The following is a 23,089-nucleotide window of genomic DNA, read 5'->3' as shown; positions in this document are numbered from 1 at the left end:
TCACTGGCTGGCATGGTGTTCGCGGCACCGAGCCTGCTTGTCGAAATACCTAGTTCCGCCGTTCGCCGCGTGCGCTGATCGAGCCCATGCCCGACACCGAGCGCTGCACCGACGGGTTGCCGAAGTAGTCCACCGAGCCGATGCCCGAGATATTGGCCGCCAGCTCGTCGGTCACCCACAGCAGCACATTGCCGATGCCGCTGACGCTGACACGGGCGCGCTGGGCCTGCAGGCGGTCGGCGACCACCTTGCCCTTGCCGGAGATCTGCAGCGCCAGGTCCTCAACGCGCCCGCCGAGCTGGCCGTCACCGGCACCCGAGATGACAAAGGTGAGCTGCTTGGCCTGCAGCTGGTCCAGCCGCACCAGGCCTGCGCCGCTGATGAAGAGCTTGAGCTGGTCGGCGCGCAGGGGCAAGGGCGCGTGCACGTCGCTGGCGCCGGACAGCGACAGCCCCTTCAGCTGACGCATCTCCACCTGCACGAACAGCTTTTGGCTGTGCCAGAACTTCCAGCCGCCGGTCGGGCGAATGATGAGCTGGCGGTCGGCCAGCTCGACCTCGACGCTCTTCTGCACCTCGGCGTCGCCGGCGATGAAACATTGGTCGCGCTCGCCCTGCACGAGGATGACGCGCGCCGCGCCGGCCAGCTCCAGGCGATCGAAGGCGCCGGGGGCGTAGATGCGGCCGGGCATTGCTGGGGTGGCCGGCGTCGCTGGTGTCGCTGGTGTCGGAGGAGTGGCCGGCGTCGCTGGTGTCGCCGGCGTCGGAGGAGTGGCCGGTGTTGCTGGTGTCGCCGGCGTGGCGGGAGTGGGGGGCGTCGCTGGCGTGGGGTGCGGGTGAGGCTGGGCCTGCGCCAGGCCGAGGGCTGCCAGCAGCAACGCCGGCAGGAGGCGCCTCTTCAAGGTGTTGGTCTTCATAGCGACTGCTCCCTCAACATCTTGGACACCTCACGGTTGGCCGTGATGCGCGTGCCGTCACGCAGCTGCACGACGAGCTGGGAGTTCTCGTCCGGGGTCATGCTCTCGACGAAATCCAGGTTGACGATGCAGCCGCGCTGCACGCGCAGGAACTTCGCCGGGTCCAGCCGCGTCTCGAAATCGGCGATGGGCAGGCGTACCAGGAAGCTGCGGCCCTTGCTGGTGATGGCGGTGTATTTGTTGTCGGAGCGCAGGCACTCGATGGCGTCCACCTGCAGCGGGAAGATCTTGCCCTGGTCGCGCACCAAGAGGCGCGTCAGCGGCGCGTCGGCCGGTGCGCCCAAGGCCTGCGCCACATCGGCAGGGCTGGGCGATGCGTCCCGCAGCACGTGAGAGATGGCCTCGTCGAAGCGCTCGCGCGAGAAGGGCTTGAGCAGGTAGTCCACCGCATGCAGCTCGAAGGCCGTCAGCGCGTGCTGGTCATAGGCGGTGGTGAAGATGATGCGCGGCTGGTGGGCCTCGCCTTGCAGGGCCTGCACCACCTGCAAACCCGTCAGGCCGGGCATCTGAATGTCGGTCAGCACCAGGGCGGGCTTGAGCGCGCGGATCTGGGCCAGCGCGTCGTCGCCGTCCTCGCACACAGCCACCAGCTGCAGGCCCGGCGTGGCCTTGACCCAGTCGGCCAGGGCTTCGGCGGCCAAGTGTTCGTCTTCGGCGATGAGAACGGTGGTCGTGTTCATGTCTGAGGAATGAAAAGGTCGACGCGAAATCCCGCGCCGGGAGCGGTGTGGATGCGCAGGCGCGCCTGGCCGTCGTAGTCCAGCGCGAAGCGCTTCTTCAGCGCCGCCAGGCCCACGCCGCGGCGCTGGCCGGGCTTGGGCTCCAGGGCCTCGGGCTCGCAGCCCGGGCCGTCGTCCGCCACGGCCAGGTCCAGGCCGTGGTTGAGGGCATTGCGGCGCGCGGTGATGGTCACCTTGCCGCCGCCCTTGCGGGTGGCCACGGCGTGCAGGATGGAGTTCTCGACCAACGGCTGGAGTGTCAGTGGCGGCAGCTCGTCGGCCATCACGCGCTCCTCCAGGTCCCAGTCCACGCGCAGGCGCGAGCCCAGGCGCAGGGCTTCCAGGGCCAGGTAGTCGCGCAGGAAGTCGATCTCGTCGGACAGCATCACGCGGTCCTCGGCGCCGCGCTTGGTGTCCAGCACATAGCGCAGCATGGACGAGAACTTCAGCAGCGAGGCCTCGGCGGCGGCCGGGTCCTTGCGGGTCAGGGCGATCAGCGAGTTCAGCGTGTTGAACAGGAAATGCGGGTTCAGCTTGCCGCTGATGGCCGACAGCTCGGCCTTGGCCAGGGCGCTTTCAGCCTGGGCGGCGTGCACGGCCGCCGAGCGCGCCGCGCGCGACTGCAGCACGGCGGTGAAGGCGGTGGCTATTGCTGCGTAGACCACGAAGCCCCACACCGAGCGCCACAGCAGGCCGGCCAGCAGCACGGCGCCGGCGTGGTCGGTGCCGAACAGGGCGGCGTTGACGGCGAACTCGCCCGCCTGCCACAGCGCCGAGAAGGACAGCGCCGCCATCGCGTGCGCCAGGGCGGTCGCGGCCGCGCCGGCGTCGGTGCCATGCAGGCGGCGGGCCACCGGCCAGACGGCGATGCCCAGCAGCATCGGTGCCCAGAGCATGGTGGTGGCCTGGTAAACGGCCAGCCAGAACGGGTCCAGGCCGCGGTCGAACTCGCTGCCGGCCAGCACGAACAGGCACCAGGCCAGCGCGCAAGTCCCGGCGTACGCCAGCCACAGCCGCACATTCGGGCGGCGGTTGCTGGAGCGAGGGTCGGGGGAGTTCATGGCTTCATCTTAGGGAGCCCCATCGGGCGGGCGGCGAGTGGAGAGACGAAGTGCGGGCCCCGGGGTGCGGGATGCGGTCTACGTGGAGTTGCTGACGGGGTTCGGCGAGCCCCTCGGCATAATTCGCCCCTTCCCCATCGAATTCGGACGAGCGTCATGGCCAGCGTCAACAAAGTCATCATCATCGGCAACGTCGGCAAAGACCCCGAGGTTCGCTACAACCCGAGCGGCGGCGCCTGGGTCACCCTCAGCCTGGCGACCACCCGCAACTGGAAGAACCGCGAGAGCGGCGAGCGCCAGGAAGAGACGGAATGGCACCGCGTCGTCTTCAACGACCGCCTGGCCGAGATCGTCGGCGAGTACGTCAAGAAGGGCCGCCCCCTCTATGTCGAAGGCCGCCTGAAGACCCGCAAGTGGCAGGACAAGGAAGGCCGCGACACCTACACGACCGAGATCATTGCCCAGGAAATGCAACTTCTGGGCGGCCGTGATGGCGCCGGCGGTGGTGATGAAGGCGGCGGTGGTGGCGCCAGCTACGGCCGCGGTGCGGGTGGCGGCGAAGGTGGCGGTGGCGGCTACAGCCGTGGCGGTGGAGACGAGGGCGGTGCCCGCCCGGCAGCGCGCCCGGCTGCGGCCCAGCGCCCGCCCGCTCCGCGCGCGCCGGCTGCGGCGCCCAAGGCGGCGACGGGGTTTGACGATATGGATGACGATATTCCGTTCTGAAGCCGATCATTTTAAGCTTGTGAAATAAAGGCCCGCAGCTAGTCGCTACGGGCCTTTTTACTTGTTTGCGGAATATTTTCTACTCACGTCTAACGCAGCGCAACACGGCGCCCCTGGGAGGAGCTGATGGAAGTTCAGAATATTTTGACATTAGCGAGAGATGCATCTTGGGGTTTGGTCGGCGCGATTGCGGCGGTCATAGGCCTCATGCTGACATGGCTTTATCGACAAAACAGGCCAGTACGAGAGCTTGCCTTTGGAATCGTTTCATCTAGACGCCTTTTATCGGTACATGAGGCGTTGTCAAATAGAGTGACCATGTTTCTCGATGGGCAACCTGTTGATAACGTTCATTCGATACTGTTCGCATTAAAGAATTCCGGCAATCAACCAATTCGACCAAATGAGTTTCATCGCTCTCTAGAAATTACTTTTTCAGCAGGGGAGATAATTTCTGTGGAGGGATGGGGTCACCCCAAGCAGGTCGAATGCATTGTTTCTCTCAATAGCGAGCAATCCATCGTTTTGGAGTCTTGTCTTGTAAATCCGGGCGAGGAGTTGCTAATTCATGTGCTCTTTAGCGCCCCCAAAGTTGATTATCAACTGCACTATCGCATTGAGGGGATAACTAACCTCCATTGCCTGAATCGATCCCAGCCCCTTCCTCCATATTGGCAGTCGGGTGCGCCATTAATGCTGGTCATAACGGCGGTGATGTTTTTCAGCACCTATATGCAGTCCCGTCAACCAGATGTTCTCTGGTACTTGGTCGGCATTTCTGTGATCGCGCTAGCCGCCAGCCTCTATCAACGTGGACGTGACCTAATTTCGGCGCGGCGGCGAATCTCGAGCGAGGCCGCCAAGTATGGCTAAGTGCAGAAAGCTGCCTCAGACCGGTTGGCGCGCGCGGCGCTGCCGGGCCTCAAGACAGCTTGCGCGGCGTATTGGCAGGCCCCACCTGGCGCACCAGCATTGCCCTGAATTCACCTTGAGCTTCCACCGAGCCAAAGCATCGCTTGGGGATCAAGTTGAACAACACGTCCGATTGGTAGAGAACAAAAACCACCTTGGTCTCTCTCCACCGGTAGACGTTCCCCCAAGGCAGAAGCCCTTCACCATTCACGGTTCTGAACTGCAGGCCGGCTTCGCCAATCTCGACCGATGCCGGCTGGTGAAGTGAGCGCTGCTGCGCATACAGACGCCGCACCTTCCATGGCAGATAAAGCCAATACCAGGCGGGGAAGTAGCAGATCGCCAGCACGCCCAGCACATCAGACCAGGAGCCTTCCCCTCGCCACCACGAACCCAGCATGAAGACCAATGCGGCCAGGGCAAGGACGACGATCAAGATGCCGAGCACTGCAAATGCAGGGCGAGGCTTGAAGCCGGCGCGAATCGCTGACAGATAGTCGTCGGAACTCAGCTGGATCTGCATGGCGAGCTCAGGCGGCTCTGGCGTTCTCCACCCGCCGCCGGTAGCGCAACGCAAGCGTGATCAGCAAGCAATTGGGGGCCGTGAAGAATGCCATCAGCGCCTTCGGCATCCACCCCGAATGCTGCGCCAGGGCGCTTCTAGAATCGCCGCGCCCGCATGCGGGACGACATCAAAAGCACGGGGAGGACGGATATGAGGGCCACGGGTCTTTGCGCAGCCTTGGTTTGCGCTGCAATTTCCATCGGCTGTGGCGGTGGGGGCGGCAGCAGCACGCCGACGCCGCCAGCACCGACGCTGTCCTACGCCGCACCCCAGGCCTACGTGCAGGACCAGGCGACATCGACGCTGGCGCCGACCACATCAGGCACCGTGACGTCGTTCAGCGTCGCACCCGCGCTGCCGGCCGGCCTTGCGTTGAACACCACCACGGGCGCCATCTCGGGCACGCCTACCGCCGGCACCGCTCCCGCCGACTTCACCGTCACGGCGACGGGGCCCGGCGGCTCGGCCAATGCAAAGATCCGCCTGGCTGTCCAGCCTGCCGCCAAGGTCACTCGCATGACGGTGGCGGGCACCTCGGTCTTTCCGCTGGTGACGCTCGACGGCGCGGCGCTCGGCCTCACTGGCACCGTCTACGCCAAGGCGAGCGACAAGGACGGCGTGATCGGCTCGACCGTCGCAGTCACCGCCAGCGGTGGCAGCTATGCCCTGGAGTTTTCGACCGCCGGCTCCGCCACTGCAGGCGTCCATGCCGGGCAGGCGGTGGTGAGCCTCTGCCAGGACGCGGCCTGCGCTGCGCCGCAGGCGACGTCGACGCTGTTCGTGAACTACAGCGTCAACGTCCTTGCCGCAGGTGGCGCCTGGCCGGGCAATCACCTGACGGCGCTCTCGCCCGTCGCGGGCGCACCGGAATGGGCCACGTTCCAGGGCAACGCCGCCCACACCGGTTACGTGCCGGTCACGCTCGACGCCAACAAGTTCGACACCCGCTGGCAAATCACGGTGCCGTCCTTCATCTATTTCAACGGCCGCTTCAACCTCGGCACGGTCACCACGGCAGGCGGCAACTTCTACATCGCCGGAGACAACGCCGTTTCGGCTCGGCGTGAGCATGACGGTGCCAGCGTCTGGAGCTACAGCTTCGGCGAGCTGCCCTACCCTTCCACAAATCCCCCGGCCGTCAGCAACGGGGTCGTCTATGTCGCGGCCGGTCAGCAATCGTCGACCTATATGTTCGGCCTGGACGCCAGCAACGGCACCGTGCTGTTCAAGTCCCGCATGTCATCTCAGTGGGAGCACTATCTCGCGCCCACCGTGGGGCCCTCAGGCGTGTACACCAACGCGGGAACCTACGGCGGGCTGTATGCATTCAGCACGCAGGGCACCGAGTTGTACTTTGCCGGAGCCGCACAGCAATCTGCGTGGACCCCAGCCGTCGACGCCAACGCGGTGTATGCCTATACCGGCAACTCCCTGCAGGTGTTCGACCCTGTTTCCGGCGCGCTCAAGATGAGCATCGCCGATCCGTCCTTCACGAACTACATCTACGAAATCGGCGGCTCCCCCGTCCTCGGCGGCGCCAACTCCGTGTTCGCCGCGGCCTATGCCAACAGCTTTCTGAATGGCGGAGGGATCGGCAATTCACTCCTGCACTTCAACCTCCAGTCGCGGACCGTCGACTGGTCCATCAGGGGCGTCTACCCCTCGACGCCGGCCTATGACGCGGGCGTCGTCTACGCGGCCAATAACAACCCCTTGCGACTCGAGGCCCGCTCGGAAGCCGACGGCTCGCTGCTCTGGTCCTGGACGCCCCAGGCGTCTGGCGATACGGAATTCGTCAGTGAGGTCCTGCTCACGAAGAACACCGTGATCATCAGTACCAACACCTCGACCTACGTCATCGATCGCTCGGCACACCGAACGATCTGGAGCTATCCAGCATCGGGCAATCTCGCGCTGTCACCGAACGGCATTCTGTACATCGTGTCGCAAGCCGGCTGGTCCGGCTCGACGGCAACGATCACGGCCATCAACGTTCAATAAGTCAGCCAAATCCGGGCGAGAGCGCAGTGCACCTGCGTGCGGCGGCCCCGGGCGCAGCCCGGTAGGTTGGGGTGAACGCGGTGAACCCCAACACTGACGGCGGCAGAGCGGTATTGCCGGGGCGCGGCATCGTCGAAGCTGGGGTTCGAGTGGCTCCCCCAACCTACGGAGCCGTGACCGGCACGCGACGAACGCCAAAGGACGAGGCGGAGATCTGGCGGACAGGCCGCCCGGCTCGCCGCTTAGATGGGCTCCAGCTTCACCGTGATTCGATGGCCATCCGTCAGCGTCGGCGGGCAGATCCCGCGGCTGGAGGCGTACGAGCCTTGGGCGGTCACCTTGAGCGGCACGTAGCCGGGGGCCGAGACGGTGAAGGACTGTTCGCCCGTTGCCGACGAGAAGCCGCAAGGCAGCGTGCATTCCAGCGTCTTGCCGACCGTGCGTACGTTCAAGCTCTGCGTCGGTGAATACAGCTCCGCCGAAAAGCTCAGGCCGTTGGCCGTCATGTCGCTCAGAATGACCACCGGAATGGATGCAGACGTGGCGGCGCTCTGCACGGAAGCGAGGATGAGTGCAGGCCCGTCGCTCAGGACGATCGCCGGGCAGCCGACCGACTCCGTGTTGTCGCCTCCGCCCCCGCAGGCGGCCAAACCGAGCAGCAGGGACGCCAGCGTGATAGCCGGTGACAGGAGTGAGTGATGGCGCATGCCGGCGGGGAGGCTGCACCGGAGAAGCCAGCGCTCGCCTAACGATTCAGATGGGCGGCCATGTTAGTCGCCTTGCCGCCGCTCGACTCAGGCCGCCTTCGCGCCCTTGACCCGCTTGCGGTAGCGCAATGCCAACGTGATCAGCGGACTGGTCATGGCCGTCGTGGCCAGGGCCATGATGAGCAGGATGGTGAACATGTCGGGCCCGATGAGGCCGACGTCCAGGCCGACCTTCATGACGATGAGCTCCATCAGGCCGCGGGCGTTCATCAGCGCGCCGGTGGCCATGCTCTCGGCGCCGTTGAGGCCGGCCACGCGGGCGCCCAGCCAGCCGCCCACCAGCTTGCCGACCGTCGCCACGCCCACCACCAGCAGCATGGCGCCCAGGGCGCCGCCGGCAAAGGCCGAGCGCGTCGTCGACAGGCCGGCCAGCGCGAAGAACAGCGGCATCAGCAGCACGATGGACAGCGGCTCGATGCGCTGCATCAGCGACTGCAGCAGGCGGTCGTCGCGCGGCAGCGTGGCGCCGAACAGGAAGGCGCCGAACACCGCGTGCAGGTGCAGCCATTCGGTCGCGGCGGCACAGCCCAGCAAGCCCAGCATCAGCGCCGCCAGCACGCCCAGCGACGGCTCGCCATCGGGCGCCCGGGCGGCCAGCAGCCGGGCATAGACCGGTCGCACGACGAAATAGAGGACGGCGAGGATGGCCAGCGTGCCGGCGGCGATCCGGGTCAGGCCGGCATAGCCTTCACCCACTCCCGCAAGGGCGACGACAAAGGCCAGCAGCACCCAGGCGAACACGTCGACGACCGCAGCGCCCGCCAGGGCCAGCTGGCCGAAGCGGGTCTGCGTCATGCCGCGGTCCTTGAGGATGCGCGCCATGACGGGGAAGGCGGTGATGGACACGGCGGCCGTCATGAACAGCGCAAAGGGCCAGAAGCCCACGCCCGCCGGCGCCAAGCCCGGGTAAACCGAGTAGAGGGCCGGCGTGATGGCCAGGGCCAGCGCGGCCGGCGCGATGACGCTGAGCAGGCCGACGCTGCCGGCGGCACGCAGCTGCAAGCGCAGGCCGCCCGGCGCGCGGATCTCCAGGCCGACGACGAACATGAACAGCACCAGGCCCAGCGTGGCCAGCGCGTTCAGGCCACCCAGCAAGGGCTTGGCGAACAGCTGGGCATGCAGGTCGGGCAGGTAGAAGCCCATGACAGCCGGCCCGAGCACGAGGCCGGCCGCCATCTCGCCCACCACCTGCGGCTGGCCCAGATGACGCAGCAACCAGCCGCAGCCGCGGGCCACGCCGAGGATGACGATGAGTTGCAGGAGCAGGGTGGTGGTCGTCATCGGATCGTTGAACGGCGCCTGAACGGCACGCTGGGGCGGTGAATTTTAGGTGGCCACCCCGCAGCGCTCATTCGGCCCGCCAACAGGGGCGCGACGACCCTTGCCCGGCTCGACTGTGGGTCATCCGTGGGTGGAGCGCCGTCGGACGGGCGCGCAACATCGGCGGCTCCAACCCACGATCAGGAGAGCCCCATGACCTCTGCGACAAGCCAGCGTAGTCCCCTTGCCACGCTGCTGGCGCCAGCCTTGGCGCTGGTGCTGTCGGCCCCCGCGTCTGCCACGGTCTGCCCGACCGCGACGTTCGACCAGATCCTCGCGCTCGGCAACTGCACCATCGCAGGCTCCAACTTCGATTTCACCCAGCGGCAGCTGCCCTCGCACCCGGTCTGGAACAACGGGCCGTTTGCCGGCAACACGAAGCTGGCGCCGGACGCTGCGGCAATCGTCTTCACGCCCGACAGCAGCCCCGGCAGCATCGGCTTCACGCTGGCGATGGACTTCGGCGTCGTGGGCCAGGCCTCCCGCTTCGACCCGTTTGCCCAGACGGTCAAGACCGGTAACTACATCGATGCGACGCTGGCCTACTTCAGCATCACCAACGCGGCTGGGATGGGCCTCAGCGGCTACTCGGTGGCGATGGGCAACGTGGTGGTCACGCAGACCAGCTTCGACGCCATCGTCTACGCCAATCTGAACAGCGCCACCGCGGCGGTCAACAACGCCGGGTTCACGCGGATCACCGACGCCGTTGACTATGGCGCCGTGCTGCCGGGCACCTTGATCTACGCCGCCAACCTCAGGGCCTACGAGTACTCGCCCGACGCCGCACATGGGGCTCGCTTCGGCACCGTCAGCTTCGAATTCGCCCAACAGGCATTGGCGGTGCCGGAGCCCGAGACGGCCCTGTTGTGGTTGGCCGGGCTGGCGGGCATCGCCTGCATCGCGCGTCGTCGCAGGGCTGAAATCGCACGCGGCTGGCGTTGACCTCAGGCCGCTTTCAGCCTGCCCGCGCCGCACTGGGCGCATGCCCGATCACCCGCTTGAACGCCCGGCTGAATGATGCCTCCGATTCATAGCCCAGCCGGTCGGCGGCCGTGGCCACGCGCATGCTGTCCTGGGCGATCCAGCGGCGCGCCTGGAACATCTTGATCTTGGCGACGTAGCGGGCCGGGCTCTCGCCCACGGTGCGCGTGAAGGCGTCGGCAAAGCTGGAGCGTGAGGCGCCCATGACGTCGGCCAGCTCGGGCAGGCTCCCTTCGCGCTCGGGCTCGGCGTGGATGGCAGCGACGACCGTGCTGATCTTGGGGCAACGCAACTTGCGCCCCGATGACGGGCACCTCGCGCCCCCGCCTGTAGGCGCATCGGCCAGGTCTCGCCTGCCCGCACATCCCTTGTCCGCTTTGTGCCCGGCAGCCCGTCTGGAAGAGCAGGACCGGTGCGCTGTGCGCCGGCCCGACCCCGTCGGAGGACCCATGCAACGCTCTCTCTATCGCCGCCTCGCGCTCGCCCTGGCCTGCGCCGCCTTCCTGCCCCTGGCCCAGGCCGCCCCCGTCTCGTCGGCGGGCGGGCTGACCGACTTCGGCCTGTTCGCCGCCGGCAGCTACACGCTGATGGGTTCCGGCACGGTCGACGTCTGCGGGGGCGGCAGCGCCTTGATACGGCCGGACGGCTCGCCCGCCGCCACCATCACCTGCCCGCCGCTGGTGGCGAGCTTCAACCCGAACGGGTCCTACACCGCCGACGACCACTACGGGCGGGCCGGCCTGAACGCCCGGATCGGCGCTCTCATCGGCACCCTCAACGCCGGCGCCTTCCTGGGCACCGACCCGAGTGCCGCGCAGGCGGACGACTGGTTCCTGATCGGCGACATGCTGACGCTGACGCTGGCCACCGCCGGCCACATCTACGCCTCGGTCAATGACACCTTCTACCGCGACAACTTCGGCGCCTTCGACCTGCGTGTCGAGGCGGTCAGCGGCATTCCCGAGCCCGCCAGCGTGGCGCTGGTGGCCGTGGCCATGGGCGGCCTGGGCGCGGCGGGGCGGCGGCGCGTGTCCGCCTCGGCGCCGGCGGCACGTCTGTCAGGGCAGGGCTGAACGAGGTGTCCGGCCCGCTGTCAGGGAGACCCACCATGCGCTTGTTCTCCATCGCCACACTGCTGGCCATTCCCGTCGCCGCGGCCCAGGCTGCGGCCATCACCGTGCCCATGCACCTGATCGACAGCACGGGCGCGGCCCGGGCGATCGGCGAGGTGATCGTGACCGAGTCGGCTTACGGCCTGGTCTTCACACCGGCGCTGAGCGGCCTGCCGCAAGGCATCCACGGCTTTCATGTGCACGAGAACCCGAGCTGCGCGCCGGGCCTGCGCGATGGCCAGCCCGTGCCCGGCCTGGCGGCGGGCGCCCATCTGGACCCGCTAGGCAGCAAGCGCCACGGCACGCCCTGGGGCGACGGCCACCTGGGCGACCTGCCCGCGCTGGTGGTGGAAGGCGACGAGCGCGCCAGCCATGCCGTGCTGGCGCCACGGCTGAAGCTCGACGACCTGCGTGCACGCTCACTGATGATCCACATCGGCGGCGACAACCATGCCGACCACCCGATGCCGTTGGGCGGCGGCGGGGGTCGCATGGCCTGCGGCGTGACGCCGTCGGGGGCGCGGGAGCAATGAGGGCGGCGCCGGGCCGGTGCTTCAGGGCGACGGCCCCCGCGCCGCACTCGGCGCATGCCCGATCACCCGCTTGAACGCCCGGCTGAACGACGCCTCCGATTCATAGCCCAGCCGGTCCGCCGCCGTCGCCACGCGCATGCCGTCCTGGGCGATCCAGCGGCGGGCCTGGAACATCTTGATCTTGGCGACGTAGCGGGCCGGGCTCTCGCCCATGGTGCGCGTGAAGGCGTCGGCAAAACTGGAGCGTGAGGCGCCCATGACGTCGGCCAGTTCGGGCAGGCTCCAGTCGCGTTCGGGCTCGGCGTGGATGGCTGCGACGACCTTGCCGATCTTGGGGCAACGCACCGCGGCAATCCAGCCGGTGGCGTCGCTGCAGCCGCATTCCACCCAGGCGCGGATGATGCTGGCGGCCAGCGCGTCGGCCAGCCGCGCCAGGATGCCGCAGGCGCCGATGCGGTCCAGCGCCACCTCGCGCTCCATCGCGTCCAGCAGCACGGGCACCGTCGCGTCTTTCTGCGCCAGGTCGCCGGCCAGCATGACGGGCGGCATCATCGCGATGAGGGGGTGCAGCGGGTCGAGGTTGAAGCGCAGCGCGCCGCAGAACATCACGTCGGTGGCGTCGTCCACCACCGCGGCGGCGGAGCCGGGTGCGGCGCCGACCAAATAGATGTTCTCCGACACGGCGACCCGCGACAGCGAGTCGATGTCCACCGCCGGCACGTCGGGCGCGCTGGCCAGCACGTGAAAGCTGCCGTGCGGCAGCAGCACCGCGTCGCCGGCGTTCAGCCGCACCCAGTCGGTGGCTGCGGTGCGCAGCCAGCAGCCGCCGTGTCCAACGAAGTGAAAGCGCGCCGAGCGCTGCGCCGGGAAGGCCACGGCCCAGGGCGCGCGCAGGATGCAGCGGCCGTACTCGACGCCGTCCAGGCGCAGGCCCAGCAGGATCTCGGTCAGGGTGTCGCGGCCCTCGGGTCTGGACGAAAAGTCAAGCATCTCGGCGTTCCTGGCATTCAATCGCCGGCAGCCTATTCCTAGCATTCAGACCTCGCTGACAAAGGGACTTGCCGCCGTGACTTCCTCTTCCTGCACTGCCTGCCCCACCGACCCCGGTGGCCGCGCCATCGCCGCGCCCGCCCCGGCCCACACCACCGCCCGCTGGCCGGCCGTCGCCTCGCTGACGATGGGCGTGTTCGGCCTCGTCATGGCCGAGTTCCTGCCGGCCAGCCTGCTGACGGCCATGGCCACCGACCTCGGCATCAGCGACGGCGCAGCCGGCCAGGCCGTCACCGCCACGGCCCTGGTCGGCGCCGTCGCCGCGCCCGCCCTGCCGCTGCTGACGCGCCGGCTGGACCGCCGCCTCGTCATGCTGGCGCTGAGCGCGCTGCTGGTGCTGTCCAACCTCCTGGCTGCCACTGCCGGCAGCCTGGCAGCGCTGCTCGTCGCGCGGGTGATGCTCGGTGTCGCACTGGGTGGCTTCTGGTCGATGTCGGCGGCGCTGGCGATGCGCCTGGTGCCCGAAAACCTGTTCGCCCGCGCCATGTCGGTCATCCTGACCGGCGTGTCGGTCGCCACCGTCTGTGCCGCGCCCATCGGCGCGTGGATGGGCGACGTGTGGGGCTGGCGCAGCGCCTTCATCGCGGCCGGTATGGTCAGCCTCGTCACGCTGGCCGTGCAGGCGGCCACGCTGCCGGCCCTGCCGCCGCGCGACAAGCCGGATCTGCGTGTGCTGGCCGAGCTGCTGCGCCGCCCGCCGGTGCGCGTGGCGCTGCTGGCGGTGCTGCTGGTCATCTCCGGCCACTTTGCCGGCTTCACCTACATCCGGCCGCTGATGGAGCAGGTCACGCACCTGTCGGTCGGCGCCATCTCGGGCGTGCTGCTGGGCTATGGCATCGGCGGCTTCTTCGGCAACTTCGCCGGCGGCTGGCTGGCCGGGCGCAGCGAGCGCCACGCCATCGTGTTCGGCGGCGTGTTGATCGCAGTGCTGGCGGCCTGTCTGCTGGTGGCCGGCCAATCGGCCGCCGTCACCGCCGTGGCCATCACGCTGTGGGGTTTTGCGTTCGGCGCCTTCCCGGTGGGCTTCCAGACCTGGATCGTGCGCGCCGCGCCCGACCAGGCCGAGGGCGCCGGCGGCCTGCTGGTGGCAGCTTTCCAGATCGCCATAGCCAGCGGCGCCATCGGAGGCGGCCTGCTGGTGGACCGCATTGGCGCGCTGGGCGGCCCGGCCTTTGCTGTCGTTGCGTTGACGCTGGGCACGCTGCTGACGCTGCGCCATGGTCCGCGCGCCGTCGCCCGAGGTGCGCAATGAACCGCCGCCTCACTCTCGCCGCCTACCCGCAAGGCTTGCCCGGGCCGGAGCACTTCCACCTCGACACCCAGCCCGTGCCCGAACCCGCCGACGGCCAGGTGCTGCTGCGCACGCTCTACCTGTCAGTCGACCCGTATATGCGCAACCTGATGGCGCCGGTGGGGCCCGGCTATGCACCGCCGGTGCCGCTGGGCGGCGTCATGGTGGGCGGCACAGTCAGCCGCGTCGTCGCGTCACGGCACCGGGCCTTCAAGCAAGGCGAGCTGGTGCTGGCCAACGCTGGCTGGCAGGAATACGCCGTGAGCGACGGCAGCGACCTGCTGGCTCTGGGCGACGTGACGCAACCGTCGCACGCACTGGGTGGCCTGGGCATGCCGGGCTTCACGGCCTATGTCGGGCTGCTGGACATCGGCCAGCCCAAGCCGGGCGAGACCGTCGTCGTCGCCGCGGCCACGGGTGCGGTCGGCGCTGTCGTCGGCCAGCTGGCCAAGCTCAAGGGCGCCCGCGTCGTCGGCATTGCCGGCGGCGCCGACAAATGCCGCCACGCCGTGGAAACGCTGGGCTTTGACGCCTGCCTGGATCGCCACGCGCCAGACCTCGCCACGCGGTTGGCGGCGGCCTGCCCGGAGGGCATCGACGTCTATTTCGAGAACGTCGGCGGTGCGGTGTTCAGCGCCGTGCTGCCGCTGCTCAACCTGCACGCCCGCGTGCCGGTCTGCGGCTTCATCTCGCACTACAACGATGCCGCGCCGCCCACCGGTCCCGACCGCCTGCCTGGCCTCGTCGCCACGCTGCTGGCCAAGCGCATCCGCATGCAGGGTTTCATCATCCTGGACCACTATGGCGAACGCTTCGACACCTTCCGCCGCGAGATGAGCGCCTGGCTGGATTCAGGGCGCATCACGCTGCGCGAGGACATCGTCGACGGGCTGGAGCAGGCGCCCGCCGCGCTGGCGCGGCTGCTGCAGGGCGGCAACTTCGGCAAGACGGTGGTGAAGGTCGCTTGATTCACGCACCTCCCCACGGCAGCAGCCGCGGCAGCAGCAGGCCGGCGGCACCCTCCAGCGCGGCGTAGATGAACAGCAGGCGCAACGCCTCCAGCGTCTTGTTGGCCGGGCGCGGCGCCAGGCCGCGCATCCAGCGCAGCGCGTAGAAGAACGCCGCCAGCACCACGGCCGCCACGACGCTGCCGTGCCAGGCCAGCATCGCGTAGACCGTCGCGCCCTGGCCGCTGGCATCGCCGCGCAGCCCGGCGTGCCACCAGTCGAGCACGTCCACGGCCAGCGCGGCGGCCAGGCAGGCCGCGCTCAGGCCCATCAGCACGGCGCTGGCGCCACTGCCGCGCTTGAGCCGGGCCATCAGCGGCCGGGCGGCGTAGGCCATGCCCGCCGATGCTGCGAGCAGCACCAGGCCGGGCACCAGCGCACCGCGCGGTGCCTTGAGCAGCCACCAGTCGGGATGCGCGGCGTACAGGTAGAGGTAGCCGAACATCGCCATCAGGAAGATCGTCCCGAGCACGATGTCGAGCAGCACCGCAGCCCACCAGCCGTGCGCCTGCGGGCCGGCCACATAGGTCGGCAGCAGGATGCCGGCGCCAGCGTCGACCTGGCTCTGCTGCGGTGGCAGGTGCCGGTCGTTGCTCCACACCCAGCGCATCAGGCAGAACACGGTCAGCACGCCGCAGACGGCGCTCAACGTCATGGCCTTCACCGTCAGCAGCAGGAAGAAGCCGGCCGTGAACAGCGCCGACAGCAACGGCCACCAGGACGGCCCCGGCATGATCTGCACGTACTGCGGCTCGGCGCGCGCGGGGCTGGTGACGAGCGTTTCGCGCTGGCCGGTGGCCGTGTTGGGCAGGAAGTAGCGCCCGGCTTGCGCGTCGTTGGCCAGTTGGGGGTCGGCCCACAACGGCTCCAGGTCGTTGACCACCGGGATGGAGCGCACGCCGTAGTTGCCCGCCGACAGCCATTCCAGTGTGCCCCCATGGAACGCATTGCGGGCATTGCCGCTGCTGCCGCCACGGGCGTAGCAGCGCACCGCGTCGATGACGAACAGCAGCGCACCTGCGGCCATGATGAAGGCGCCCACGGTGGAGATGAGGTTCGGCAGGTCCCAGGCCCGGTCGGGCAGGTAGGTGTTGACGCGCCGCGGCATGCCCATCAGCCCGGTCAGGTGCATGGGCAGGAAGCAGACGTGCACGCCGACAAAGCTGAGCCAGAACACCCAGCGCCCGAGCCGCTCCGACAACTGCTGGCCGTTGATCATCGGCGTCCAGTAATAGAAGCCGGCGAACAGCGGGAACAGCATGCCGCCGATCAACACGTAGTGGAAATGCGCGACAACGAAGTAGGTGTCGTGCGCCTGGCCGTCGAAGGCGACCATGCCCACCATGACGCCGCTCAAGCCCCCCATCACGAAGATGAGGATGCCGCCGACCAGGAACAGCGACGGCACGTTGCGCTGCACACGGCCAGACGCGAGCGTGCAGATCCATGCGAACACCTGGGCGCCCGCGGGAACGGCCACTGCCATCGACGCGGCCGAGAAGTAGCCCGCCGCCAGCTCCGGCATGCCGACCGTGAACATGTGGTGGGCCCACACGCCGAAGCTGATGAAGCCGGTGGCGATCATCGCCAGCACGACGAGCTCGTGGCCGACCAGCTTCTTCTGCGCGACGGTGACGACCATGGTCGACACCATCGCCGAGGCCGGGATGAAGATGATGTAGACGTCGGGGTGACCGAAGAACCAGAACAGGTGCTGGTACAGCAGCGGGTCGCCGCCGCGGGTGGCGTCGAACAGCGGCCAGTTGAAGGCGCGCTCCAGCTCCAGCAGGAAGGTCACCATGATCATGGCCGGAAAGGCCAGGATGATCATGACGCCGAAGATCAGGATGGCCCAGGCGTACACCGGCATCTTGGCCAGCGTCATGCCCGGGGCTCGCGTGCGCAGCACGCCGACGATGAGTTCGATGGCGCCGGCGATCGCGCTGATCTCGATGAAGCCGATGCCCAGCAGCCAGAAGTCGGCGTTGATGCCCTTGGCGTAGACCCCCGAGCTCAGCGGCGGGTACATGAACCAGCCGCCCGAGGGCGCCAGGCTGAAAAAGACCGAGCCGAAGAAGACGATGCCGCCAATCGCATAGGCCCAATACGAATAGGCCGACAGCCGCGGGAAGGGCAGGTCGCGCGCGGCCAGCATCTGCGGCAGCAGCAGCACCGCAATGGCCTCGACGGCCGGCACGGCGAACAGGAACATCATCACCGAGCCGTGCATCGTGAACAGCTGGTTGTAGGTCTCCTGCGGCACGACGCCGGCCAGCGGCGCGGCCAGCTGCACGCGCATCACCAGCGACAGGATGCCCGCGGCAATGAAGAAGCCGAAGGCCGTGGCGATGAACAGGAAGCCGATGAAGTTGTTGTTGACGGCGCTGAACGCGCGCCAGCCGGTCGGCGTTTCCCAGGTCTTCTCCAGCGCCTCGAGCTCGCCCGCGGGCAGGCCGCCCTGGGTCGGAAAACGCGCGTAGAGATCCGTGTTGAAGCCGGTTTCGGACGGCTTGGATGCTGCTGCGTGGATGGCGCCTTCGACGCCTGGGGCGGCGGGGTGCGTCATCTCTGTTGCTCCGCTGACTTTGGAACACAGCCACAGAGGCACAGAGACACAGAGGAGCCGAGATGAAAGCCTCTCCGTGTCTCTGTGCCACTGTGGCTTTGTTTGGAGTTCATTTCAGTTGTCCATTCCGCGTTCGCGGCACCCGCGACGCATGAAACCGGCGCATTTCGGGCCGAGCGCTGGGCCGCTCCCGAGCCGGCCCGCGATGGCGATGTGCTCGCGGCTCAACGCCGCGGGCATCGCCGTCCCCGCGGGGGACCGGTCAGATGCACCGCGTTCAGCGGTGTGCAGCTGGACGAGGGGCTTCATTTCAACGACTCCATGTAGCTGGCGAGCGCGTTCAGCTCGTCGGCCTTCAGCGAGCGGTAGGCGGGCATGCGGTTGTTCGGCTTGATGGACTGGCTGTCGCCGATCCAGCCGATGAGCGTGCCGCGCGTGTTCGGCAGGATGCCGGCGCCCAGCGACTGGCGCGATCCGACGAAGGTCAGATCCGGTCCCGACACGCCTTGCGCCGAGGTGCCGGCGACGCGGTGGCAGGCCGCGCAGCCGACCTCGTTGAAGAGCTGCTTGCCGCGCAGCGCCTCGACGCTGACGTTGCTCTCAGGGGCCGGCTTCAGGCGTGAATCCAGCCACCGCTGCCAGTCCGCCGCCTCATGCGCGACGACGACGAAGCCCATCAGCGCATGCGCGCCGCCGCAGAACTCGGCGCATTGCCCGCCATAGACGCCCGCCTTGTCGGCCTGCAGCTTGAGCCGGTTGGTGCGGCCGGGGATCATGTCCATCTTGCCGCCGAGCTTGGGCACCCAGAAACTGTGGATGACGTCCTCCGAGACCATGTCAACCACGACGGGGCGGCCGACCGGGATGTGCAGCTCGTTGGCGTCGGCCAGCGTCTCGCGGCCCGCCGCATCGAGGTAGGACACGCGCCACCAGTAGATGTTGCCCGACACGCGCATGCGCAGCTCGTCGCCTTTGATGGTGGACATGCCGGCAACCAGCGTGAGGCCCCAGGCCAGCAGCAGCAACAGCACGCCGGCCGGGATGATCAGGCCGAACCACTTGACGACGCGCTCGCCGCCGAGCCGGGCGCGCAGCTCGTCGCTGCCATACAGCGCCACCCACATCGCCGCGCACACGCCCAGGAAGATCAGCGTGAAGAGGGCGATCAGCACCCAGGCCAGCGTGGTGACCGAGTTGGAGAACGGCCCGTGCGGGTCGAGCACCGGCGGCGGCCAGCCGCTCAGGGCCTCAGCGAGGTTAGGGCCTGCCATCCTATGAATCTCCCCCGCGCCGGGGCTGCAAGGGGTGCAGCGCTAGGCGCGAGCCGACGGTCGGGGCCCTTCCCCGACCTAGGTTCGCAACGACGCGGGGCGCCCCTTGCAGCCCCGGCCCTTCGGGTGGCGCCCCACAGAGCCTGCACTCGTCGTTGCAAATCCTCGCCGGGGCCCCACCCCGGCTGCGGTTTGCGCCTAGATTGCAGGCTCTGTGGGGTGCCACGCGGGGGGGATTCATAGGATGACAGGCCCTATAGCGTGAGGAGGTAGGCGGTGACATCGCGAGCTTCCTGGTCGGACATGGGAATGGCCGGCATGGCCGTGCCGGGCACCATCGACGGTGCGTTGCGAACGAACTGCATCAACAAGCCGGGCTGGTTCGGCAGCTGCCCTGCGATCAGGCCTTGCCTGCCGAAGTTCTCGAGCGACGGCCCGAGCCCTCCACGCGGCCATTTCACGTCGGGGAAGGTGTGGCAGGCCACGCAGCCCTTGTCGGCCACGAGCTGCCGGCCCCGTGCGGCGTCCGCGTCGCCCAGGGTCGGCGTGCGGTCGGGCGGGCCATCGCAGGCGGCGAGGAAGGCACAGGCGAGCACGAATAGGAAGCGCCGAACAAGTCTCTCGCGCGCAGCGCATCGCTGGGACTTGCTCGGCGCTTCCTTTGCCAGGGATGATGATTCACCCGCCATGCGCCACCTGTCTCTTCTCACTCTCATCATCCTCACGCTGCTGGCCGCCGCCTGCACCGATCGCATGAGCCCGAGCGACGACCGCTTCGGCCGCGGCGGCGAGCTGATCGCGATGAGTGGCGGCGAAGGCGGCGCGCGCTACGCCTGCGTGAGCTGCCACGGCGCGCGCGGCGAGGGCAATGGTTTCGACGCACCTCGCCTGGCCGGCCTGCCGGCGGGCTACCTGCAAAAGCAGATGGAGGACTACGCGGCGGGGCTGCGCGCGCACGAGGTCATGCGCGACGTGGCGCGCTTTCTCGACAGCGACGAACGCGTGCGGGTGGCCAACTACTACGCCGGCCTGCCGCCCCAGGCCTTGCCGCCCGCCACCGCCGAAGCCATCGCCGCGACGACCCCGGCGCTGTACGCCGCGGCCTGCCAGCAATGCCACGGCGCTGAAGGGATCGGCAGCGCGAAGGGGCCGCCGCTGAACGCCCAGCCGGCCTTCTACCTCGCCCAGCAGCTGCAGGACTGGCAAGTGTCGAAGCGCCGCAATGATGGCAATCATGAGATGCTGACTGCGGCCCAGCGGCTCAAGCCCGAGGAGGTTCATCAGCTGAGCCTTTATCTGGCGCGGATCCCACCACGCCCGGCGCCTGCGGCCCGTTGAGGTCGAACATCGAGGGCAGCACGCGGTCGCGCTTGATCACGTAATGCAGCACGGCCGCCCCGGCGTGGCCGGGAATGGCCAGCGCCGTGATCCAGACGATCCAGGCATGCGCCGTCGCGGCCCACTCCATCAGGCGCTGCTGCAGGCCCTCGGACAACTGGTCGAAAGGCAGGTTGGGGAAGGGGATGACGCCGGCGATCGACAGTGGCAGGTCGCTGGGCAGCGTGGACCACATGACCCAGCCGCTGATCGGCAGCGCGAAGAAGCTGAAATAGAACCAGACCTCCAGCACATGGCTGGCCCTGCCCGAGAACGATGACTCGTCGACGTTGTCGGGCGTGCCGATCTGGCTGCGCCACAGGAAGCGCAGCGTGCCCAGCACCATGATGGCCAGCCCGACCTCCGTGTGGGTCTGGTAGCCGATGTACTTGTCGCCGCCCGCCGGCTGCCAGCCGAGGTACCAGCCGTAGCCGAGCTGGAAGATCATCAGCGCCGCCATCGCCCAGTGAAAGGCCACGCCGATCGGCGAGTACAGGCCCCGGCGGTGGTGGCCCTCGGCCCATTCGATGGCGGCAACGAGATTCATGCCGCTTCGGCACGCAGGCCGCGCGCACGTTCAGCGCGCATCCAGCGCCAGCCTATCCACATGGCGGCCGCCAGGTAGGCCATGCTGCCTGGCGCCCACATCACGATGCCGGCGAGCTGCTGGTCCTGCAGCGGCGAGACGCCCCAGCTCAGCGCCGATGCGAAGTGCGGCGCATACAGCGGCCGCGCGGCGAACGTGATCAGCGCACCCAGCAACCCCATCAGCACCGTCGTGGCGAGGATGGCGCCCGTTGCAGCGACCGCGCCGGAGCGCCGCACCGCGATCCAGAACGCCGTCGCGCTGGCCAGCAGCGTGAACTGCATCAGTGCGTACAGGGCCACCGACGACAGGGCCGCCGCGTAAGGCGCGGGCGCATGCCAGGTCCAGAACGTGACGGTGGCGACGGCGGTGCTGGTCCACAGCGGTGTCGGCAGGCGGCGCAGCCAGCGTTCCAGCCCGATGGCCAGCAACGGCGCCATCGCCAGCACCAGGGCCATGTGATGGACCACCCGTATGGTGAAGAACGCCGAGCTCAGCGCACACAGCGGCGACACGTAGAGCAGGGCCGCCAACGCCCAGGCGCAGCGCAGGCAGCGCAGCTGTCTCGGCGTTGCAGCCTGCGCCGCTGACGGCCGCCACAGTGCCAGCGCCAGCAGCACGAGGCCCGTGCCGAGCACCGGGTCGAGGTTCCATCGGCTCAGCCAAGCGTCCGGGCCGGGCGCCTCGCCGCAATAGGGAATCCACCGGCCGTCCATGGTCGTCTTCCGCGTCTAGTTCAACGCTGCACGGGCACACGACTTGCCCGCGTTCGTGGCCGCCCCACGAGAGGGGGCCGGTCCGGGAGCGCAAGGCTTTGCGGCAACTTTTGCCGTAGCCCGTTCAGCCCTTGAGCGCCGTTTCAATCGCCGAGATGGCGAGCTTGCGCATATCTACGGCGCGTTCGCTGCCAGCCAGGCAAACGTCGTGTAGGCGGCGACGTTCTGGTTCAAGGACGCGGGGTCGATCTTGTCCAAGGTGTCATTGGCGCTGTGATGATGATCGAAGAGGTCCGTGGCATCCTGTGCGAGCTGGATCCACGGCACGCCACGCTTGGCCAGGAAGCCCAGATCCGGTCCCGGTGCGCCAGCGGCACCGTCGAGCGTGATGCCCAGCGGAGCCAGCGCGCGTGACAGCCGTGCCGTGAGCTCAGCGTCCAGCGGCGGATGACGCAACGCGTAGATTGGCCCTGCGCCCCAATCGCTTTCGATCGCCAGATAGTGCCGCGACAGATCGCCCGCATCGCGCGCCGCATAGGCGCGTGCACCATCGAAGCCGTTCTCCTCATTGGCGAACAACACCACGCGGATCGTGCGGCGGGGTGCCTGGGGCAGCTGCTTGATCAACGCCCCGGCTGCCATGGTCAGGGCCACGCCGAACCCGTCGTCGACTGCGCCCGTGCCCAGATCCCAGGAGTCGAGATGCGCAGACATCATCACGATCTCCCCCTTGGCGTCTTGCCCGGTGATCTCGCCGATCACGTTGTACGAGGTGCTGTCGGTCTGTGTTTGCGTCGCGATGTTCAGGCGCAGCCGTACCGAGGGATATCGAAGCCCCAGCCGTTCAAGGAGATCCGCATCCGGGCCCGAGATGGCGGCGGCCGGAATCGCGTTCCCGGGAGCGTAGTTCACGCTGCCGGTGTGCGGCAGCCGGTTGTCGTCGGTTCCCAAGGATCTGATCAGCAGCGCCACGGCGCCCTTGGTGGCGGCCAACGAGGCAGCACTGCTGCGCATCTGCAGGACCCGCGCGTATCCCGACCCATCGCGGTCGCGTTCCATGCGCCGGGTGAGCACGACGATCCTGCCGCGCACCGATTCGGCCGGCGCCGACTGCAACGCTTCGAAGTCTTGGAATCGCACGATCTCGGCATCGAGCGGGCCGTCGGTTCCCACGCTGTTGCCCAGCGCGGTCACGGCAAGGCGCTGCGTGAGCGGCGCAATCACCTCGGCGCTCTCGGACAGCCGGCGCCAAGCCGTGAACTTGACGGGCTCCGTGTAGACCTTGTCGTAGCCCAGCGCACGGAACTTCGCCACGGCCCACGCCACCGCGCGGGCGTCGGCCTCGGACCCGGCGGGGCGCGCGCCGACCTCCGTGGTCAGCGATGCGACGATCTTGTACGCCCCGCTGTCCGCCAGCGCGCGTTCCCTCAGGAGCCCGGCGGTCGCTTCGTTCGCTGCGGAAGCCGGCAACGTTTCAGCGCCCGCGAAAGGGCTTGCAAGACACGCGGCCAGCAGCAGTGCCGCGGAGTGATTCAGCAACCGCTGGGCCATG

The 23,089-nt window shown here is 68.3% G+C and carries 23 protein-coding genes; 9 read left to right on the top strand and 14 right to left on the bottom strand.

Annotated elements, in window-relative coordinates:
* Positions 1-49 precede the first annotated feature (49 nt).
* The 3 genes from AC1DW0_RS05365 to AC1DW0_RS05355 are packed head-to-tail and all read right to left on the bottom strand — an operon-like array spanning position 50 to position 2,756.
* Entirely contained in the window at positions 50-901 is an 852-nt protein-coding gene (locus AC1DW0_RS05365; protein WP_477945132.1) for a head GIN domain-containing protein, read from the bottom strand.
* Between the two features lie 11 nt (positions 902-912).
* Complete coding sequence (locus AC1DW0_RS05360) at positions 913-1,656, bottom strand: LytR/AlgR family response regulator transcription factor (RefSeq protein WP_057297707.1); 744 nt, start codon at positions 1,654-1,656, stop codon at positions 913-915.
* Complete coding sequence (locus AC1DW0_RS05355; protein WP_477945131.1) at positions 1,653-2,756, bottom strand: sensor histidine kinase; 1,104 nt, start codon at positions 2,754-2,756, stop codon at positions 1,653-1,655. Before AC1DW0_RS05355 ends, AC1DW0_RS05360 begins: the two co-directional genes overlap by 4 nt.
* A 156-nt stretch (positions 2,757-2,912) precedes the next feature.
* On the opposite strand from AC1DW0_RS05355, the gene ssb reads away from it, so the two are divergent.
* Both ssb and AC1DW0_RS05345 read left to right on the top strand, forming a co-directional pair.
* Positions 2,913-3,479 carry a single-stranded DNA-binding protein gene (gene ssb / locus AC1DW0_RS05350; RefSeq protein WP_056191367.1) on the top strand — a complete coding sequence of 189 codons (567 nt, stop codon included), beginning with the start codon at positions 2,913-2,915 and terminating at the stop codon, positions 3,477-3,479.
* Between the two features lie 126 nt (positions 3,480-3,605).
* Positions 3,606-4,352 (top strand): hypothetical protein, encoded by a 747-nt coding sequence (locus AC1DW0_RS05345; protein ID WP_457388850.1) that lies wholly within the window; start codon positions 3,606-3,608, stop codon positions 4,350-4,352.
* Between the two features lie 49 nt (positions 4,353-4,401).
* Here AC1DW0_RS05345 and AC1DW0_RS05340 read toward each other — a convergent pair whose 3' ends face one another.
* Complete coding sequence (locus tag AC1DW0_RS05340) at positions 4,402-4,914, bottom strand: YcxB family protein (protein WP_477945130.1); 513 nt, start codon at positions 4,912-4,914, stop codon at positions 4,402-4,404.
* Positions 4,915-5,070: 156 nt separating this feature from the next.
* On the opposite strand from AC1DW0_RS05340, the gene AC1DW0_RS05335 reads away from it, so the two are divergent.
* Positions 5,071-6,957, top strand: a complete 1,887-nt coding sequence (locus tag AC1DW0_RS05335; RefSeq protein WP_477945129.1) for a putative Ig domain-containing protein — start codon at positions 5,071-5,073, stop codon at positions 6,955-6,957.
* A 242-nt stretch (positions 6,958-7,199) separates the two neighbouring features.
* Here the strand turns inward: AC1DW0_RS05335 and AC1DW0_RS05330 are convergent, their stop codons facing one another.
* On the bottom strand, positions 7,200-7,664 hold the full coding sequence (locus AC1DW0_RS05330) for a hypothetical protein (protein WP_457353586.1): 465 nt from the start codon (positions 7,662-7,664) through the stop codon (positions 7,200-7,202).
* An 87-nt stretch (positions 7,665-7,751) separates the two neighbouring features.
* Positions 7,752-9,005: a cation:proton antiporter gene (locus tag AC1DW0_RS05325; RefSeq protein WP_457353584.1), complete on the bottom strand. Its 1,254-nt coding sequence runs from the start codon at positions 9,003-9,005 to the stop codon at positions 7,752-7,754.
* 192 nt (positions 9,006-9,197) lie between these two features.
* Here AC1DW0_RS05325 and AC1DW0_RS05320 point away from each other — a divergent pair, with 192 nt between their 5' ends.
* A complete protein-coding gene (locus AC1DW0_RS05320; protein ID WP_477945128.1) occupies positions 9,198-9,989 on the top strand; it encodes a PEP-CTERM sorting domain-containing protein in 792 nt (263 codons plus the stop codon).
* 13 nt (positions 9,990-10,002) lie between these two features.
* Here AC1DW0_RS05320 and AC1DW0_RS05315 read toward each other — a convergent pair whose 3' ends face one another.
* Positions 10,003-10,320, bottom strand: a complete 318-nt coding sequence (locus AC1DW0_RS05315; protein ID WP_457353581.1) for a helix-turn-helix domain-containing protein — start codon at positions 10,318-10,320, stop codon at positions 10,003-10,005.
* 157 nt (positions 10,321-10,477) lie between these two features.
* On the opposite strand from AC1DW0_RS05315, the gene AC1DW0_RS05310 reads away from it, so the two are divergent.
* Together AC1DW0_RS05310 and sodC are read left to right on the top strand one after the other, a co-directional pair.
* The gene (locus tag AC1DW0_RS05310) at positions 10,478-11,101 is read left to right on the top strand and encodes a hypothetical protein (protein WP_457353579.1); all 624 of its coding nucleotides are present in this window, start codon (positions 10,478-10,480) and stop codon (positions 11,099-11,101) included.
* A 35-nt stretch (positions 11,102-11,136) separates the two neighbouring features.
* A complete protein-coding gene (sodC, locus tag AC1DW0_RS05305; protein WP_457353577.1) occupies positions 11,137-11,673 on the top strand; it encodes a superoxide dismutase [Cu-Zn] SodC in 537 nt (178 codons plus the stop codon).
* Between the two features lie 21 nt (positions 11,674-11,694).
* On the opposite strand, the gene AC1DW0_RS05300 is transcribed toward sodC, so the two are convergent.
* Positions 11,695-12,663 carry an AraC family transcriptional regulator gene (locus tag AC1DW0_RS05300; protein WP_056191348.1) on the bottom strand — a complete coding sequence of 323 codons (969 nt, stop codon included), beginning with the start codon at positions 12,661-12,663 and terminating at the stop codon, positions 11,695-11,697.
* A 76-nt stretch (positions 12,664-12,739) separates the two neighbouring features.
* Between AC1DW0_RS05300 and AC1DW0_RS05295 the strand changes: the two genes are divergently transcribed.
* Together AC1DW0_RS05295 and AC1DW0_RS05290 are read left to right on the top strand one after the other, a co-directional pair.
* Positions 12,740-13,975 carry an MFS transporter gene (locus AC1DW0_RS05295; RefSeq protein ID WP_457353574.1) on the top strand — a complete coding sequence of 412 codons (1,236 nt, stop codon included), beginning with the start codon at positions 12,740-12,742 and terminating at the stop codon, positions 13,973-13,975.
* On the top strand, positions 13,972-14,982 hold the full coding sequence (locus tag AC1DW0_RS05290) for an NADP-dependent oxidoreductase (RefSeq protein ID WP_477945127.1): 1,011 nt from the start codon (positions 13,972-13,974) through the stop codon (positions 14,980-14,982). The genes AC1DW0_RS05295 and AC1DW0_RS05290 overlap by 4 nt, the downstream gene beginning before the upstream one ends.
* 1 nt (position 14,983) lies before the next feature.
* Here AC1DW0_RS05290 and AC1DW0_RS05285 read toward each other — a convergent pair whose 3' ends face one another.
* The 3 genes from AC1DW0_RS05285 to AC1DW0_RS05275 all read right to left on the bottom strand — a co-directional run bounded on the left by AC1DW0_RS05285 (position 14,984) and on the right by AC1DW0_RS05275 (position 19,454).
* Entirely contained in the window at positions 14,984-17,587 is a 2,604-nt protein-coding gene (locus AC1DW0_RS05285; protein WP_477945126.1) for a cbb3-type cytochrome c oxidase subunit I, read from the bottom strand.
* Between the two features lie 305 nt (positions 17,588-17,892).
* Positions 17,893-18,858 (bottom strand): cytochrome c oxidase subunit II, encoded by a 966-nt coding sequence (gene coxB, locus AC1DW0_RS05280; protein ID WP_477945125.1) that lies wholly within the window; start codon positions 18,856-18,858, stop codon positions 17,893-17,895.
* A 254-nt stretch (positions 18,859-19,112) separates the two neighbouring features.
* Positions 19,113-19,454, bottom strand: a complete 342-nt coding sequence (locus tag AC1DW0_RS05275) for a c-type cytochrome (RefSeq protein ID WP_477945124.1) — start codon at positions 19,452-19,454, stop codon at positions 19,113-19,115.
* Between the two features lie 91 nt (positions 19,455-19,545).
* Here AC1DW0_RS05275 and AC1DW0_RS05270 point away from each other — a divergent pair, with 91 nt between their 5' ends.
* The gene (locus AC1DW0_RS05270) at positions 19,546-20,196 is read left to right on the top strand and encodes a c-type cytochrome (RefSeq protein WP_477945123.1); all 651 of its coding nucleotides are present in this window, start codon (positions 19,546-19,548) and stop codon (positions 20,194-20,196) included.
* Here the strand turns inward: AC1DW0_RS05270 and AC1DW0_RS05265 are convergent.
* The 3 genes from AC1DW0_RS05265 to AC1DW0_RS05255 form a co-directional block, all read right to left on the bottom strand.
* Positions 20,120-20,782: a cytochrome b gene (locus AC1DW0_RS05265; protein ID WP_477945122.1), complete on the bottom strand. Its 663-nt coding sequence runs from the start codon at positions 20,780-20,782 to the stop codon at positions 20,120-20,122. The two genes, AC1DW0_RS05270 and AC1DW0_RS05265, sit on opposite strands and share 77 nt — an antisense overlap.
* Entirely contained in the window at positions 20,779-21,537 is a 759-nt protein-coding gene (locus tag AC1DW0_RS05260; RefSeq protein WP_477945121.1) for a cytochrome c oxidase assembly protein, read from the bottom strand. Before AC1DW0_RS05260 ends, AC1DW0_RS05265 begins: the two co-directional genes overlap by 4 nt.
* Positions 21,538-21,711: 174 nt before the next feature.
* Positions 21,712-23,088 (bottom strand): M28 family peptidase, encoded by a 1,377-nt coding sequence (locus AC1DW0_RS05255; RefSeq protein WP_457353559.1) that lies wholly within the window; start codon positions 23,086-23,088, stop codon positions 21,712-21,714.
* Position 23,089: the final 1 nt, after the last annotated feature.

Source organism: Roseateles sp. P4_D2 (assembly GCF_056401875.1).
Note: the sequence above shows the minus strand (reverse complement) of the source record. Positions and strands in the feature narration are given on the sequence as shown.